The 14,222-nt window shown below is 43.8% G+C and carries 12 protein-coding genes, 1 tRNA gene and 3 pseudogenes; 11 read left to right on the top strand and 5 right to left on the bottom strand.

Features of this window, described 5'->3' with window-relative positions; all coding sequences use genetic code 11:
• Positions 1-226: 226 nt before the first annotated feature.
• From BLR32_RS33540 to BLR32_RS34705, 3 genes and pseudogenes are all read left to right on the top strand, one after another.
• Positions 227-469 (top strand): hypothetical protein, encoded by a 243-nt coding sequence (locus BLR32_RS33540; RefSeq protein WP_089839075.1) that lies wholly within the window; start codon positions 227-229, stop codon positions 467-469.
• A 94-nt stretch (positions 470-563) separates the two neighbouring features.
• The gene (locus BLR32_RS33535; protein ID WP_089839072.1) at positions 564-779 is read left to right on the top strand and encodes a hypothetical protein; all 216 of its coding nucleotides are present in this window, start codon (positions 564-566) and stop codon (positions 777-779) included.
• Positions 776-1,600, top strand: a pseudogene (locus BLR32_RS34705) (recombinase family protein); the annotation flags it as partial. The gene BLR32_RS33535 and the pseudogene BLR32_RS34705, both read left to right, overlap by 4 nt.
• Before the next feature lie 748 nt (positions 1,601-2,348).
• Here the strand turns inward: BLR32_RS34705 and BLR32_RS33525 are convergent.
• Positions 2,349-2,433 (bottom strand) — tRNA-Ser (locus tag BLR32_RS33525).
• 144 nt (positions 2,434-2,577) lie between these two features.
• On the opposite strand from BLR32_RS33525, the gene BLR32_RS33520 reads away from it, so the two are divergent.
• Positions 2,578-4,617 (top strand): T9SS type B sorting domain-containing protein, encoded by a 2,040-nt coding sequence (locus BLR32_RS33520; RefSeq protein WP_089839070.1) that lies wholly within the window; start codon positions 2,578-2,580, stop codon positions 4,615-4,617.
• A 19-nt stretch (positions 4,618-4,636) separates the two neighbouring features.
• Here BLR32_RS33520 and BLR32_RS33515 read toward each other — a convergent pair whose 3' ends face one another.
• The gene (locus BLR32_RS33515) at positions 4,637-5,062 is read right to left on the bottom strand and encodes a MerC domain-containing protein (RefSeq protein WP_089839067.1); all 426 of its coding nucleotides are present in this window, start codon (positions 5,060-5,062) and stop codon (positions 4,637-4,639) included.
• 302 nt (positions 5,063-5,364) lie between these two features.
• Positions 5,365-6,069 (bottom strand): pectate lyase, encoded by a 705-nt coding sequence (locus BLR32_RS33510; protein WP_218124296.1) that lies wholly within the window; start codon positions 6,067-6,069, stop codon positions 5,365-5,367.
• 556 nt (positions 6,070-6,625) lie between these two features.
• On the opposite strand from BLR32_RS33510, the gene BLR32_RS33505 reads away from it, so the two are divergent.
• Positions 6,626-7,612, top strand: coding sequence for a hypothetical protein (locus tag BLR32_RS33505; RefSeq protein WP_089839062.1), 987 nt, complete (start codon positions 6,626-6,628; stop codon positions 7,610-7,612).
• Positions 7,613-7,709: 97 nt separating this feature from the next.
• Here the strand turns inward: BLR32_RS33505 and BLR32_RS34220 are convergent.
• Positions 7,710-8,174: pseudogene (locus BLR32_RS34220) on the bottom strand (TonB-dependent receptor domain-containing protein); the annotation flags it as partial.
• 248 nt (positions 8,175-8,422) lie between these two features.
• On the opposite strand from BLR32_RS34220, the gene BLR32_RS33490 reads away from it, so the two are divergent.
• From BLR32_RS33490 to BLR32_RS33470, 6 genes and pseudogenes are all read left to right on the top strand, one after another.
• Positions 8,423-9,988: a serine hydrolase domain-containing protein gene (locus tag BLR32_RS33490; RefSeq protein ID WP_176842522.1), complete on the top strand. Its 1,566-nt coding sequence runs from the start codon at positions 8,423-8,425 to the stop codon at positions 9,986-9,988.
• Between the two features lie 227 nt (positions 9,989-10,215).
• A complete protein-coding gene (locus BLR32_RS33485; protein WP_089839053.1) occupies positions 10,216-10,707 on the top strand; it encodes a lysozyme in 492 nt (163 codons plus the stop codon).
• Between the two features lie 27 nt (positions 10,708-10,734).
• Positions 10,735-10,980, top strand: a pseudogene (locus BLR32_RS34700) (ABC transporter permease); the annotation flags it as partial.
• Between the two features lie 85 nt (positions 10,981-11,065).
• A complete protein-coding gene (locus BLR32_RS33480; RefSeq protein ID WP_089839051.1) occupies positions 11,066-11,941 on the top strand; it encodes a helix-turn-helix domain-containing protein in 876 nt (291 codons plus the stop codon).
• A gap of 274 nt (positions 11,942-12,215) precedes the next feature.
• Entirely contained in the window at positions 12,216-12,704 is a 489-nt protein-coding gene (locus BLR32_RS33475) for a hypothetical protein (protein WP_089839049.1), read from the top strand.
• Between the two features lie 59 nt (positions 12,705-12,763).
• Positions 12,764-13,705 (top strand): hypothetical protein, encoded by a 942-nt coding sequence (locus tag BLR32_RS33470; RefSeq protein ID WP_089839047.1) that lies wholly within the window; start codon positions 12,764-12,766, stop codon positions 13,703-13,705.
• On the opposite strand, the gene BLR32_RS33465 is transcribed toward BLR32_RS33470, so the two are convergent.
• A complete protein-coding gene (locus BLR32_RS33465) occupies positions 13,626-14,213 on the bottom strand; it encodes an adenylyl-sulfate kinase (protein ID WP_089839045.1) in 588 nt (195 codons plus the stop codon). The two genes, BLR32_RS33470 and BLR32_RS33465, sit on opposite strands and share 80 nt — an antisense overlap.
• Between the last annotated feature and the right edge of the window lie 9 nt (positions 14,214-14,222).

Below are 14,222 nucleotides of genomic sequence, written 5' to 3'. Positions count from 1 at the left end.
AACTAGTTCTGAATAGGTTAGTGACGGCATTTTGTATTCTTTATTGGATTTCTTTAGCAGAAAACTGAACATAAATCAGCTCTTTTCTGCCTTTTTATAACAATTCGAACAAAACCGCGAAAGTGCCCTTTTATGCTGATGTAGGTTTGTGAGATGTTACCGTGCTTTAAGTTGGAAGATATCGTAGGCACGTAACAATAAACTATTAACTCTCAAAAACATGCACATGGTTACAATCATGAAAAAGGCCATTAAGGTTCCTAGCGAAATTATGTTAGAAGTTGGTGGCATTGTCTGCGAACATCAGTTAACTAATGAAATTGTAGATGTTGATGAAGACGATGAAATTATCACTCTTGAAATTCATTACTCAAAAAAAGATCGTGCTGTCATCCATGAAATCGAAGATTTGATCACCGATAATGGAAGATTGTATGAGGATGAAGATGAGGATGATGAAGAAGAGTAGTTTGGTTTAAAGTTTCTCATTGGGAGTATAGCGCATAGTTGCTATACTCCCAATGCAATTATAAGACGATTGCTCATATTTCAAGACCGATGTTATGAACGACAGAAATGAACCCAACGTAATGCCAGCTCATATAATTACTGAAGAATTGAATGATCATATATCAAACGGAGTTCCTGATATAGAAGACGCCTCAATCCGCGAGTCAATTCGAATCCTTGCGAGAATATTATTATCTGCTCAAATGTCCGAAATGAATAGAATAAAAGTTGTTAATCTTTCCCTACCACCTAAAAATAAAGCTGCATGAGTAATTTGAATGCTTTTTCTCAATTTGGTAATTATTCAAAAACAAAGGCTCCTAAAGTATTCCATCAAGCCGCCATTGTTTATACGCGTGTTTCCAGCAAGGAGCAAGCAGACCATAATTTGAGTTTAGATGTCCAACGTAAAGCTATTGAAGATTTTGCCCAACGAAGTGATCTGAATATTATCGGATATTTTGGAGGTACCTACGAAAGTGCTAAGACGGATGGACGTAAGGAGTTTACCAGAATGCTTGAGTTCATTAAAAAGCATAAGGGAAAAGTAAGCCATGTGTTGGTATATACCCTGGACAGATTTTCGAGAACCGGAGGTGCAGCCATCAAATTAGCAGAAGAGTTGCGGGAGAAGTATGGTGTAACCGTGTATGCAGTCACTCAACCAGCTGATACTTCTAATCCGAGTGGCGTGCTGCAACAAAGTATTCATTTTATTTTCAGTCAATACGATAACCAGCTTCGTAAGCAGCGGGCGATGGCTGGTATGAAGGAAAAGTTTGATAAAGGGATTTGGGTTACCAAGCCACCACAGGGATATGATATAGTGCGGACAAATGGGCAGCGGAAGATAGTTGTAAATGAGGTAGGCAAGAAGTTAAGGAAGGCTTTTATCTGGAAGGCGGAAGGAGTAAAGAATGAGGAAATCATTTCCCGGCTTCGTGCTATGGGGGTAAAGATGTATAAACAACAGTTGACCAAAATATTCAAACGGCCATTTTATTGTGGAGTAATTAATCATGGGCTACTGGAAGGAAAAATTGTTGAGGGAAATCATGAAAAGCTGATAAGCAAAGAAATCTTTCTAAAAGTAAATGACATACATCAAAGCTCAGGAGGATACGGAGTTCCGCATAAAAAAGAGCAAGACGAGGTGCCATTGAAGATATTCATTAAGTGTGACACCTGTAACCAGCCATTTACAGGCTATGTAGTAAAGGCAAAGGGGCTTTGGTATTATAAATGCCGCACAGAAGGGTGTAAATGCAATAAGAGCGCTAAACGGATACACGAGTTGTTTGGTCTGTTATTGCGCCAGTATCGTGTGGATAGTGCTTTGATTGGGCCATTAAAATCGGCCTTACTGACAGAATACAATGAAATGAATAAGGAAGGGCTGGAACAACAGATCTTTTTTAATAATCAGCTGAAGGAGATAAATATCAAAATTGACAATTTAGAGGAAAGTCGATACGTGTTGAAGGAAATAAGCCAGGAGACGTTTGATAAATTTCATCCCCGTTATATAAAGGAGCAGGAGAATATATTAAAGCAATTGGCCAAATTCACGCAAAGCATTTCGAACCCTGAAGAGGCGATTGAACAGGCCCTATTACTTTCTTATAAACTCCCTGTGGTATGGAGTTCCAGCGATACAGCTGCCAAAGAAAGGCTCCAAAAACTCATATTCCCCGAGGGAATCGTCTATGATCGCAAAAAAGAGTCATTTCGAACTCCGAAAGTCAATACAATTTTCTCCCGGATTGCCCACCTGTCGGGCAATCCACCCGAAAACGAAAAAGGGACAAATCATACTGATGATGATTTGTCCCTCTTAGCGGAGAAAGAGGGATTCGAACCCCCGGACCTGTTACAGTCAACAGTTTTCAAGACTGCCGCAATCGACCGCTCTGCCATTTCTCCGGTGCAAAAGTATAAAACTGATTTAATTTTCAAAAAAAAACTTTTCCATACCTCCGATCATTCTCGTAAAATCCTTTGTGTTGTTGGGTTTGCTCGTAAAAAAAAACTATTTTTAGGTATTACTGATACCCAGTACGGATAAACATGCAATCAAAATTCATTCTCCTGTACCCGCTCTTTTGCCTGATGTTTATACACATTGATACCATCCAGGCGCAACAAACGACGTGCACAGCGATCGGCCAGAACCCTTCCACTGCATTCCCCGTTTGTGGCACCAAGGTATTTAGTCAGGAATCAGTGCCCAAATGCGGCGGACGCCCCGTTGTTGGTCCCCCTTGCCCCGGAAACCAGGACGGCGGACTGGCAGACGTTAACCCTTATTGGTATAAATTCACCTGTTATAAAGCAGGAACCCTGGGATTTAAAATCACTCCTAAAGTATTAACGGACGACTATGACTGGCAGCTCTTTGATGTAACCGGCCATGCACCCGATGAGGTATTCACAAATCCCAGGCTGTTTGTGTGCAGGAACTGGTCTGGTGAAGGAGGTGTAACCGGCGCATCCTCGGCAGGTAAATCCCTGCAGGAATGCGGCGGGATGGGGGTACCCTTGTGGAGTGGTATGCCAACTCTGATAGAAGGTCATGAATACCTGCTGTTACTGAGTCACTTTACATCAGAGGGACAATCAGGATACGACCTGGAATTTACGGGAGGTACGGCTGATATTACCAGCCCGGGAATACCGTCTATTCAATCTGCTACTTACAATTGTTTAAACAATACCATCGGCATAAAGCTCACCAAGAAAACACTTTGTAAAACACTGACTTCCCAGGGAACGGAGTTCAATATAACAAAAGGAACCGGAACCGTTACGGGCGCTACTGGCGTGAATTGTTCCAATGGCTTTGACAGTGATTCATTGTTGGTGCAGTTGAGCGCACCATTGGCGCCCGGTGACTATACCATCGCTATCAGGAATGGTTCTGATGGTAATACCGTGCTGGATGTATGTGGTAATGCCCTGGCAGAAGGAGAAAGCGCTGATTTCCATATTGCTGTACCGCCTCCGGTAGAAATGCGGGGTGTAGCACCGATAGGTTGTGCGCCGGACCAGATCAAGATTGTATTATCAGTTCCTGTACGTTGTGGATCTATTGCTGCCAACGGTAGTGATTTCACTATAACAGGAACTACTGCAGCAATCATCAGCGGAGCTACCGGCAACTGTAATGTGAATAACCTGACAGATACCCTGATCGTTCAACTGGCACAACCATTAGTAACAGAGGGCACTTATACCATCACACTGACTACCGGTAGCGACGGCAATCCCATACTGGGAGAATGTGGTCAGCCGGCGCCGCTCAGACAAACAGTTACTTTTCATACAGTCGATACCGTTTCTGCTGATTTTGACTTTGGACTGAACAGGAACTGTAAAATAAGTACACTGGATCTGACGCATAATGGCGCCAATGACGTGAATTACTGGCATTGGACTTTTGACAGCACCGACAACCGCTATACGCAGAATGTTACCAAAATATATGGCGATTTCGGGGTTAAACATGTCACCCTGTTTGTATCCAATGGCACCTGTACAGATTCAGTGGTCAGGGATATCAATATTGACCGGACAATGGCAGCACTGTTCAATGTGGATCCCGGACCTTACTGTCCGATGGATATCATCTCCCCGACAAACGCGAGCTTCGGAAATCTGATCTTTTACCTGTGGGATTATGGAAATGGCGTTGTCAGCACGGGTCCTGATCCTGTACCACAACAATATTATCCTACCCGCAAGGAACAGGATTACCAGATCAGGCTGATCGTAGAAGACAACCTGCATTGTATGGATACAGTGGATCATATTATCAAAGCAGTGACGAGCTGTTATATTGATGTGCCTACTGCGTTCTCTCCTAATCATGACGGGATGAATGACTACCTCTATCCGTTAAGCGCTTATAAGGCTATAGACCTGGAATTTTCGGTGTATAACCGACTGGGGCAACTGGTATTCCAGACTACCGACTGGACAAAGAAATGGGATGGGAATGTGAAAGGTAAACCGGCTGATATCGGCACCTATGTGTGGATGCTCCGCTATACAATAAAAGATACCGGTAAAAAAGTATTCCGTAAAGGAACCACCGTACTGCTGCGTTAAGAGCATTACGGTGAATATTTTATGCTATTGATGAGGTATGGGTTTCACAATCCCGGCAACCTCTCCAGTTTCTGATGTGTGCGGTGATCAGCAATATGGCCCCGGTTATTTTAATGCCCATTTCCAGTGGTGTGACGCTTACAAAATTACCGGCAATCATCAGTAACAACCCCGCCACAAAATATACAATGACCGCCTTTTGCCTGTGCAGGCGAATATATCCTCTCCAGATTGCCCATCCTCCGGCAGTCATAGAGACCAATACGGTCAACACTTCCAGGAACACATTCTCCAGTATTTCCACCCCAAACAGGCTAAGAGTCGTGAAAATAACAGGCAACAGTACACAATGAATAGCGCAGGCCAGTGATGCTCCTATGCCGATGGCATCCCATTTTACCTGGTAAGCAGGCTTTATCCCGGTAATTCTCTCCGTTTTCTCCATAGTATCCTCTTTTCTGTCAAAAATTCCGTTGTCCGTAAGTAGGCGTTGCCCTCATCCGGGGAACAAAAATATATAAATGAAACAATGCTGCAAAAAGTATTTAAGAATTATTGGAGCTGGATAAGAAATGTCTGGTTCCCTTATCTCAGTTATAGCTGACTCACTGATCAGCTATCAGATGCTGAAATTCAATGTTGTAAGTGGTAATACTTGCTACTCAGTACCCGGTTGCTTTATAAAAAACGGGTACATATTATATTATGAAGGTCTCCTCATACAATATGTACCCGTTCCTCATTCCGTCAATACGTACTTACCTGTGAAGCATTTGGTACTTCCCACAGCTTCGTAACACCGGAAGTTGTGATATTCCTGTATCGCACTCTTAGATTCACGCTTTCTGTACGTACAATGTTGGTACCACCTGAAAAAGTACCGCCATTGATAGTAACGGTCACCGCATATTGGCCACTACCATTAGTACGCAACACTTTTCCAAAGGTGGTTGCTTTGAAGTTATTCAGGATAATAGTTCCATCAGCATTTATCTGCAGTATCTTATCATATGCTTTTTGTGCAACGCAGTTGGTCAGCGTTACGGTACCCTTTGATTTCAGCGTCATTGCGTCTTCTCCAACATCCAGCCATTGCACATTTTCCAGGGTCGCATTTCCATATACGTGTACACCGTCGCAACCCGGAGCTCCTATCTTGACATTTTTAAGTACAGCGCCATTTTCCAGCCGGAATATAGGTTTCTGATCTTCTGCCTGGCTGCCATCACCCATACCGGAAGCGATGATCGTATTGCCGCCACCATCATAGGTTTGTCCTGCTTTTACAAGAATTGTCTGAGTGATAGGCACATTGGCTTTGATGCTAACATCTGTTGCAGCAATAGCTGCATCATCTTTTAATGTAGCCGGATCTGTGTGTTGTTCTTTGGCGCAGCCGGCTATCAGTGAGCCGGTTAACGTAATGGCCATAAATAAGTGGTTTGTTTTCATGTGTGTGAAATTTATAAATGGTGAATAAATCAACCGGGGAAAGAGCACAATAAGCATCTGCACAGCCATAGCAAAGGGGCTGCGACATGCAGGATGACAGTATTAATACAGGTAATAAGTAAAACAAAAATGGTAAACTATTCCGGGCTTCAGTAAACAGGGTTTCTTATAACATGGTTATGCTTCGCTACAAATACAGTTCTTTAGGTTGATATTCAAATTTATTCAAAAACAACACATGGTAAAGTAAAGCGGCAAGGTATATTTACGCAATCGTTACCGATAACGTTTGCGTATAAGCTGCGAAAGAAGGAGTGCAATGAGGTTACATTCGGATGAAAAGAACCTATGCTAATCCGGATAAATGCCAATATCAATCAATTAAAAAAAGAGGCGTTTTAGAACAATTGATAAGTTGGTTTGTAATAGTTAGGATAATTTATAAATCAGTTAAACCAGATCAGGCACCACAAGTCGCATTAAAGTTTTCTTCCCCGGTTCACTCTACGAGCCGACGAATATCAATTCCATAACTATTTAAAACCAAAAGAAAATTATGACCCCTAGTCAGCAGTTCAGCATTCCGCCGGGATGGGTCGGCGGATTCCCTCAGTCAAATTCCCATTTTGCCTATCCGTATCCTAACCTTTCGTCGTTACCAATGTTGGACAACATGGATAATATCGATCTGCTTGAACGCCAGCAGAGCGTGGAGTGGCCAGAGTTCAGCTGGGAAACGGAAAAAGGAAAACCGGATACTAAAAGGTGTTTTGTAATGTTCTCTCCCGATATTTCCAGGATCGGGTACGACGATTATGGCAGGGTATATTCAATCATATGTCCCCAGCAAGGCATCTGGATTCCAGGTATAGGATGTCTGAATGTAGAGGTGACTGTTACCGGACAAAGAGGCTGGGTCGATGAACCCAACAGAGAATTTAATCTTGCAGCTGATATGACCGTTGAAGGTAAGATCTGGTTTAGTCCGAGTGCGAAGCAGAATCTGTTTGTTAAGCTGTTATGGTCACTGTTCAGAAAGAGTAGCCTGCCTTTTCCTTCAGAGAAGGCACACGCTATCAAGGTGACCACCCACGAATTTCAAAATCCGGCTCAACCCATCTTTCCTGTACGGAGAGGCGAATCTTCGTTATTTGTGAGCCCTGAATTTGCAAGGCACCCGCACGCATGGGGAGTAGGAAATGTGGAAGTAGAGATCGGCCCGATCGTGAAAACCAATCACGAAATCGTGGATGAATTCAATACATTGGTCATGGATCTTTTCAATCTGGCTTCCGGCAACATGTTACAGCGTGGCAACCTGTTGTCCTGGAATGTCTGGTTCACTGAACCCTGCCTGGTAAACAAAGAGGAGTGGAGGACGCATGCCGAAAGATGGCGTCATTCTATTGATGAGGATCATGGCAGCCCTACCGGTCCCGGAAGAGCACCAAAGTTCTTCAATGGTGAGGACTTTCATCCAATCAAGGAGCGAATAGAGGAGAAGATTCAGGAAATTATTGATTGGATATTACATCATCTGTAATATCAGATATAGTTCTTGTGTTAAATAATAAAGCCAGCTGCCTCAGGATGTTTCCTAAGACAGCTGGCTTTATACGGCATTCATGTGCCGTCAACGTTTATAACGTAACCCTAAACCCGCCGTTAAAGATAAAGCCATCTAGAGGCGTATAAATCTCCCGGAAATCAGGACGCTGTACAGAACTGGTGTACATGGGCTCCCAGCGTGATTGCCGCGTGTCCAGCAGGTTCTCAAAATTCACGAACAGACTTAAGTGCCCGAATTTCCTTTCACCTGATATACCCATTACCCAGTAGTCTCTGACCTTTTCCCCGCTGCTAAGCTGCTGCCGACCTGTATAGAACAGTTCATAGGCAATCCGCCATTTATCTTCTTCTTCATACATCACATTACAGTTAATGCGGTGTTTGGCTGTAAGCGGATTAACGGAGGTACCTGTTGAAAAATCCCGCTGTGCATCTGTAAAGGTGTAACCCAGATAAAATGACCATTCGTCGTATACCAGTCGCAGATTGGTTTCAAAACCTTTGGAATTAAGATACCCGTCGGCATTATAAAATGCATAGTTGCCATTAGTTAGGGGTCTGCAAAATTATTGCGGTAGCTGTGCAGTCCAGTTTGGATCGGAATTTGTTTTATCTAAATGGGAAAATTACAAATCGTCATCATTCGGATCGCATTATAATTGCCCGCATAAAATAACTAACTTCAACGATAATATCGTGTTGCCTTTTAAGCGTGCTTTCCGGTTGTCAGTGAAGTTGGTACATCATGACAAATAGATCACATGCCCTTCCTAAAACTAAATCAATGAAATACTGGTGTATACTTATCCTGAGTGCCTGTACGAATCTGGCGCTTGCACAGCAGTATCAGGATATCCGCGTTGCACGCTTTGTGTCAGGACTGGATTCCATCCGGCTACAGCTAAAAATACCTGGTATGGCCGTAGCCGTGAAACAGGACAGGAATATCCTGTTAAAGCAGGGATTGGGATTCGCAAATCTGAAAGATCAGGTACGGGCAACGGCGCAGACATCTTTCCGGGTTGCTTCGGTAACAAAGACTTTTACGTCTACACTGATCATGCAACTGGTAGCACAGGGGAAACTGAACCTGGATGATCCGATCAGTAAATATGATCTGGATCTGGGTAATCCCGATATCACGGTCAGACAGTTGCTGACCCATACTTCCGAGGGGACGCCGGGGATGGCATACCAATATAACGGTTACCGGTTTGGATTGCTGGGAGTTGTAATGGAGAAAGCATCTGGTATGCCGTTTTACCGCTTGCTGATGGAGAACATCCTGATCCCCTTAAAAATGACCTCCTCTGCTCCATTCATATCATTGCATCAGCTGTATGAATACAGGAAGATCAATCCGGAAATTTTACCCTATTTCGATACAGCTTTTAACCGTTTGGCAGTGCCTTATAATATGACCGCCGCAGGCGATATCATGCGTATGGAGTATTCGGGCGAATTTGGCGCTTTCGGAGGTTTGGTAACAACTCCAGGTGATCTGCTGAAATATTCAGATGCCATTGACAGCAACCTGTTTATTACGGCCGCATTGCAAAAGCAGGTGTTTACGCCTAACCGCACACGGAACGGCGCCATTACGCCGTATGGTCTTGGTTGGTTTGTGCAGCAATATCGTGGAATGGACTATTACTGGCATTATGGACAGACGCCCGGGGAATCGGCTCTTTTTGTGAAAGTGCCTGCACTGAGATTGACACTGGCCGTTACATGTAATACGGATAAACTCAGTCAGCCCTTTCAGCTGGGAGACGGAGACCTGTTCATGTCGCCGGTAGCGCAGCTTTTTTATCATTGTTTTATCCAGAGAGGTGAACAGCCGCCACATGACCTCTCTAATAAAGAACTGATCGATGGTGCAACTATGGCCCTTCTGAATGGCGATAGTCTGAAAGCACGCAGTTTTTATGCTCTATATAAAAAGAACAACCCGGTGAATGATCAGGCAATACCACAGGGCAAAATGATTTCCGGGATAGGGGAAGTAGGGATCAACAAGGAACTTTCCCGGCCATTTACTTTATCCCGGCCGGTCAGACTGAGGATCTATGGTGTTGGCGAAAACTGTTCGGGAGATGGCAGCTCCTGGTGCGATTACGGATGGATCACAGATCATACCGGTAAGATCGTGTGGACGATGCAGGGACAAGCTGCTACGCATGCAGGCGGAGCGCTCAAGAATCAAAAAGTGGACATGGTGATCACGTTGCCTGCAGGGAGTTATACGCTTCATTACAAGTCGGATAACGGACATGCTTTTAACAGTTGGGATTCACTTCCGCCGGATCTCTTTTTTTGGGGGATTCTGATCTTCGATGCAACGAAATAAGAACGGCAAAGCCATCATATACTATACTATACTATACTATACTATACTATACTATACTATACTATACTTTCCAGTCAGTCAGGTTATGATAAGCCTGATTTTACGGTTTGAAGTTTTCTCCTGTGTATTTATGTAAGCCTTTGAGGTTTTCCATAAGCGGACTTGAGATATAATATATTTATTATATCTTTAAAGCTTAAGAATCTAAACATTTCAATCTCTACACTATGGATTTAGGTACACAAGGGGAGAAGCTCATTAAACATTTTGAGAAATGCCGTCTCACCGCATACCAGGACAGTAAAGGCGTCTGGACAATTGGCTGGGGCAATACTGTTTACGAAGACGAGAAACCGGTTAAAAAAGGTGACGTTATCACACAACAGCGGGCAGATGCCCTGTTTGCCAGTATCAAGAAAGGATTTGTAGCGAAGGTAAATAAGTTGGTAACTGGTGTAACGTTGAAACAGCAGCAGTTTGACGCCCTCGTATCTTTTGCGTACAACGTTGGTGCTGATATGAATAATAATGGCATTGCTGAAGGCCTGGGTGACAGCACCCTGCTGAAGGTGGTAAAGGCAAACCCCAAAGACCCCGTTGTGGTGATGGAATTTCTGAAATGGAATGTATCCGGAGGGAAAGTACTGGACGGCCTGACCCGTCGTCGTAAGGCAGAAGCTTACCTGTACATGTCAGGAGAGCTGGAGTTTTTTGAATAGGATGCACTTGTTACTGCAGCTCAGCGCACGAAAGAGATAGGTGTACGTAAGGTATTGGGTACTTCTGTGCTCGACATCATAGTCATGTTTTCAGGCGACTTCATGAAGCTGATCTTAGCTGCTATGATGCCTGGCCTCCCCACTGCCTGGTTCTTTATGGATCGCTGGCTGCATAGAATAAAAAATACGTGTTCAACAAAACGCAATAGGACTCCGTCAGGAGTCCTTGTGTTGGTAGCCCCGGGGTTTCAACCCAGGGTATGGGGTGATTAATCCATTTTCTGAATCCAACATCCCCAGCCCCTGCAACATTGCCTACGCACGGAAATTCATTAATTTAGCCCCAAGATTTATCAGCATGGCTAAAATTCCGGTTTATGACGTAGGTGCAATATCAGGAGTGAAGGAGGATGATATTCAGATCAGCAGATTTGCACCATACCTGCGTGTTCATGAGAACCTGCGTAATGCGCATAAACACACCTTTTACCATGTCATGCTTTTCACCGAAGGGGCAGGTACTCATACTATCGACTTCAAAACCTTTCCAGTAAAGCCCTACCAGATCTATTTCATGATACCGGGACAGGTACACAGCTGGCAGTTTGAAGGGCATGTAGATGGTTATATCCTCAATTTCTCGGGTACTTTTTTACATTCCCTGCTGCTGAAACCTGATTACCTGGAACAGTTCCCCTTCTTCAGCGGCGACGTTGATGAGGCTGTGATAAATCTGCCGGAAGGGCTGCATAAGTCCATCACATTGATCTTTGAAGGATTGATCAGGGAGAGTGAACAGCGGGAGCGCTTATCTGTAGATATGATACAGGTATTGATGTTGCAATTGTTCATCCTGGTGGGACGCCTGAGTTTTGACAGGGATTCATCCAATGCAAATGCCTACAACTATGCGTTGGTGAAGAATTTCCAGAAACTGATTGAAAAGAATTACCGCACTTTAAAACTGCCTAAAGACTATGCGGAGCGACTATTCGTTACGCCCAATCATTTAAATGCCATCTGTAACAGTGTGCTGGGTATGTCGGCAGGAGAGGTGATCCGCAACCGCATCCTCCTGGAAGCAAAGAGACTATTGACTAACCAGGACTCTACTATTTCCGAGATCGCTTATGATCTGAATTTTGCAGACAATTCCTATTTCACAAAGTTTTACAAGAAGTATACTGGTCAGACGCCTGAGGAATTCAGAAAGGGCCTGCGGCAATTATCTTAAATGGTTAATAAAAAAGCGGCAGCTGCGAGTATAACGGTTAATACTACCTCTGCCCATATTTTGCGGTTCATCCGCTTTTGAGTGGTGCCTGTAAACGTCGTAGAATTCATAATGATGGAATTGTAATGGTAACAACTTACGATTTAAGTGCTATGAATATAGGAAAAAAAAGCATTAATGAGTAGAAAATGAGCGTTTTTTGGAGTAATAAACAAGCTTTTTAGGGTAAAAAGGCCCTTTCCCCTTATTTTTAATAAGGACAATACTATGCCAAATGAAAAGCATCCTCCTTGCCAGCATCGGTCTTTATATTATTCTTTTCTTCTCATCCTGCGCCTGTGTGCCGCTTAGAAAATACCACGACAAGCGTCTTACCAAATATATTAACAGGAATCTTCCGGCTATACACACGTTGAGCGACAGTCTGCTTGTATTAGCCGATAATAAAAATTGCGAATACAAGCACTGGTATGATACTTTAAAAAGCCCGCAGCTAAAAAAAACGATGTTTGCGCTGGGATATGAAACCTCGGTATACTACTCTAAACAGCAATATCCATACGACGACTGTAATGCAGTACCTTGTGACAGTGTGATCATCTTTAAACAGATGTCTATTCTGTTAGGAGTAAGGGAAGTTATCTATGATTTCTCCGTAAATCCGAAGTCATATCCAGAATTCCTGCATTACTGGAATTACCATTCCTTCAAAAAAGCGACATCAAATGTCTACATTAGAAGACGGCCGATCCCTATGATGTAACTATACTGCGTAGAAAATTATCAGGCAATTGGCTAACTTTACTGCCATTTGCTATAACTATGAAACAAGTTTTTTTCTGCCTGCTGTGGAGCCTGGGAATCATTTTCAACTGCGCTGCGCAGGATGGAGACCTCCAAAAGAAGAACCTCAGCGATACTATGCTGCTGCCCACCCGCACATTGCAGGTAAAGGGAAGTTTTGATGATCTCAAGGTATTAAAACAGTTATTCCCCGGTAAATACTATGATCTGTCGTCCGGTAAGTACAAGAACCAGCTGATCAACTGGGAATGTAAGACCTGTAAGCCCAAGCCTTACATAGATGAGAATGAGGGCAGCAGCTATGATTTCCCTTATGCAGAAGGAACAGCCACGCGTTTACTCAAAGTGTACAATTACAAAGATTCCTCCGGAACACAATATAAAATGCTCACTTTCAATCATTCTGAATTTGATCCGGACGGTATGCAGATATCCCGTTTTACCGGGGGCACCATCGGCTTTGCCAAATTTACCCTGATAGATAGTGTCTGGACTTTAAAATACTTTCAGCCTGCCGCTGGCGCCTATGGCGCGTTTTCCCAATGTCCGTCCCCTGAGTTGATACTTATAGGGCATGATCAGTACGCATTTATGATCAAAAGCTCGAATGGTGGGGCCGGAGGGCCGTTTTACGGCAACCTGTACCTGCTGGCTGGTGCAGATGGAACCTATAAGGAAGTCTTAGGCGCTAATTGGGTGGAACGGACGAATGTTGATGAAAATATGTCTGCCTGGACCTGTACGTATAATGCGCCTGTAAGTAACAAACGCTTTTTCCGGGATATTATCGTAACGATCAAAGGCACCTATAATGCAGATGATTTTGAAGATTTACCGGAGGAGGTAAAGCCATACGCGAAAAGCAATAAGAAAGGTACATTCACTCTGGCGAAGCGTTACGTGTATAAATGGGGGAAGGGTTATCAGTTCCAGGGACCGGCCGGTGTGATAGTTGATTAAGGAAGTTGATTGTCTGTGCAAGTGCTTCTTCTACGCTTAAACTGCCTGTATCTACCGTCAGATCCGCCTGCTGCGGTTCTTCAAAAGTATCATTTAACCCCGTCAGGTTATGGATCTTTTCAGGGTGTGAGTCAGGCAGCAGCGCTTTCCTGTACAATCCCTTCGGATCTCTTTCAATCAGGGCCTGCAGGCTGCATTTCAGCCATATAAGTGTAGCACCGTATCTTGTCCTCAGGTTATTCCTGCCTTCCTCATAGGGGTTAATAGCCGCAATGAAAACATAGTCATAATCAGCCGCAACAGACGCTGCATAAGCACCCAGCCGGGACACATTTTCCAGTCTGTCTGCTTTACTGAAACCTAAATCCTTACACAGCGTTTGCCGGTAGACGTCTCCGTCTATCAGTTTAACTTTTACCTGATGTTGATTGCCCCATTCCAGCAAAGCATTGGACAAGGTAGTTTTGCCTGCTCCCGATAAACCTGTGAATTGAATAATATGTCCCATTGAAACCTG

It is taken from the genome of Chitinophaga filiformis, from assembly GCF_900102545.1.
GTDB lineage: Bacteria > Bacteroidota > Bacteroidia > Chitinophagales > Chitinophagaceae > Chitinophaga > Chitinophaga filiformis.
Note: the sequence above shows the minus strand (reverse complement) of the source record. Positions and strands in the feature narration are given on the sequence as shown.

What these genes read in the sequence shown, in the direction of transcription:
- BLR32_RS33510 (WP_218124296.1), bottom strand. Translation starts at nt 6,069, where the DNA reads ATGAAAACAAACCACTTATTTATGGCCATTACGTTAACCGGCTCACTG.
- BLR32_RS33480 (WP_089839051.1), top strand. Translation starts at nt 11,066, where the DNA reads ATGGCTAAAATTCCGGTTTATGACGTAGGTGCAATATCAGGAGTGAAG.
- BLR32_RS33485 (WP_089839053.1), top strand. Translation starts at nt 10,216, where the DNA reads ATGGATTTAGGTACACAAGGGGAGAAGCTCATTAAACATTTTGAGAAA.
- BLR32_RS33515 (WP_089839067.1), bottom strand. Translation starts at nt 5,062, where the DNA reads ATGGAGAAAACGGAGAGAATTACCGGGATAAAGCCTGCTTACCAGGTA.
- BLR32_RS33520 (WP_089839070.1), top strand. Translation starts at nt 2,578, where the DNA reads ATGCAATCAAAATTCATTCTCCTGTACCCGCTCTTTTGCCTGATGTTT.
- BLR32_RS33475 (WP_089839049.1), top strand. Translation starts at nt 12,216, where the DNA reads ATGAAAAGCATCCTCCTTGCCAGCATCGGTCTTTATATTATTCTTTTC.
- BLR32_RS33535 (WP_089839072.1), top strand. Translation starts at nt 564, where the DNA reads ATGAACGACAGAAATGAACCCAACGTAATGCCAGCTCATATAATTACT.
- BLR32_RS33465 (WP_089839045.1), bottom strand. Translation starts at nt 14,213, where the DNA reads ATGGGACATATTATTCAATTCACAGGTTTATCGGGAGCAGGCAAAACT.
- BLR32_RS33490 (WP_176842522.1), top strand. Translation starts at nt 8,423, where the DNA reads ATGAAATACTGGTGTATACTTATCCTGAGTGCCTGTACGAATCTGGCG.
- BLR32_RS33540 (WP_089839075.1), top strand. Translation starts at nt 227, where the DNA reads ATGGTTACAATCATGAAAAAGGCCATTAAGGTTCCTAGCGAAATTATG.
- BLR32_RS33470 (WP_089839047.1), top strand. Translation starts at nt 12,764, where the DNA reads ATGAAACAAGTTTTTTTCTGCCTGCTGTGGAGCCTGGGAATCATTTTC.
- BLR32_RS33505 (WP_089839062.1), top strand. Translation starts at nt 6,626, where the DNA reads ATGACCCCTAGTCAGCAGTTCAGCATTCCGCCGGGATGGGTCGGCGGA.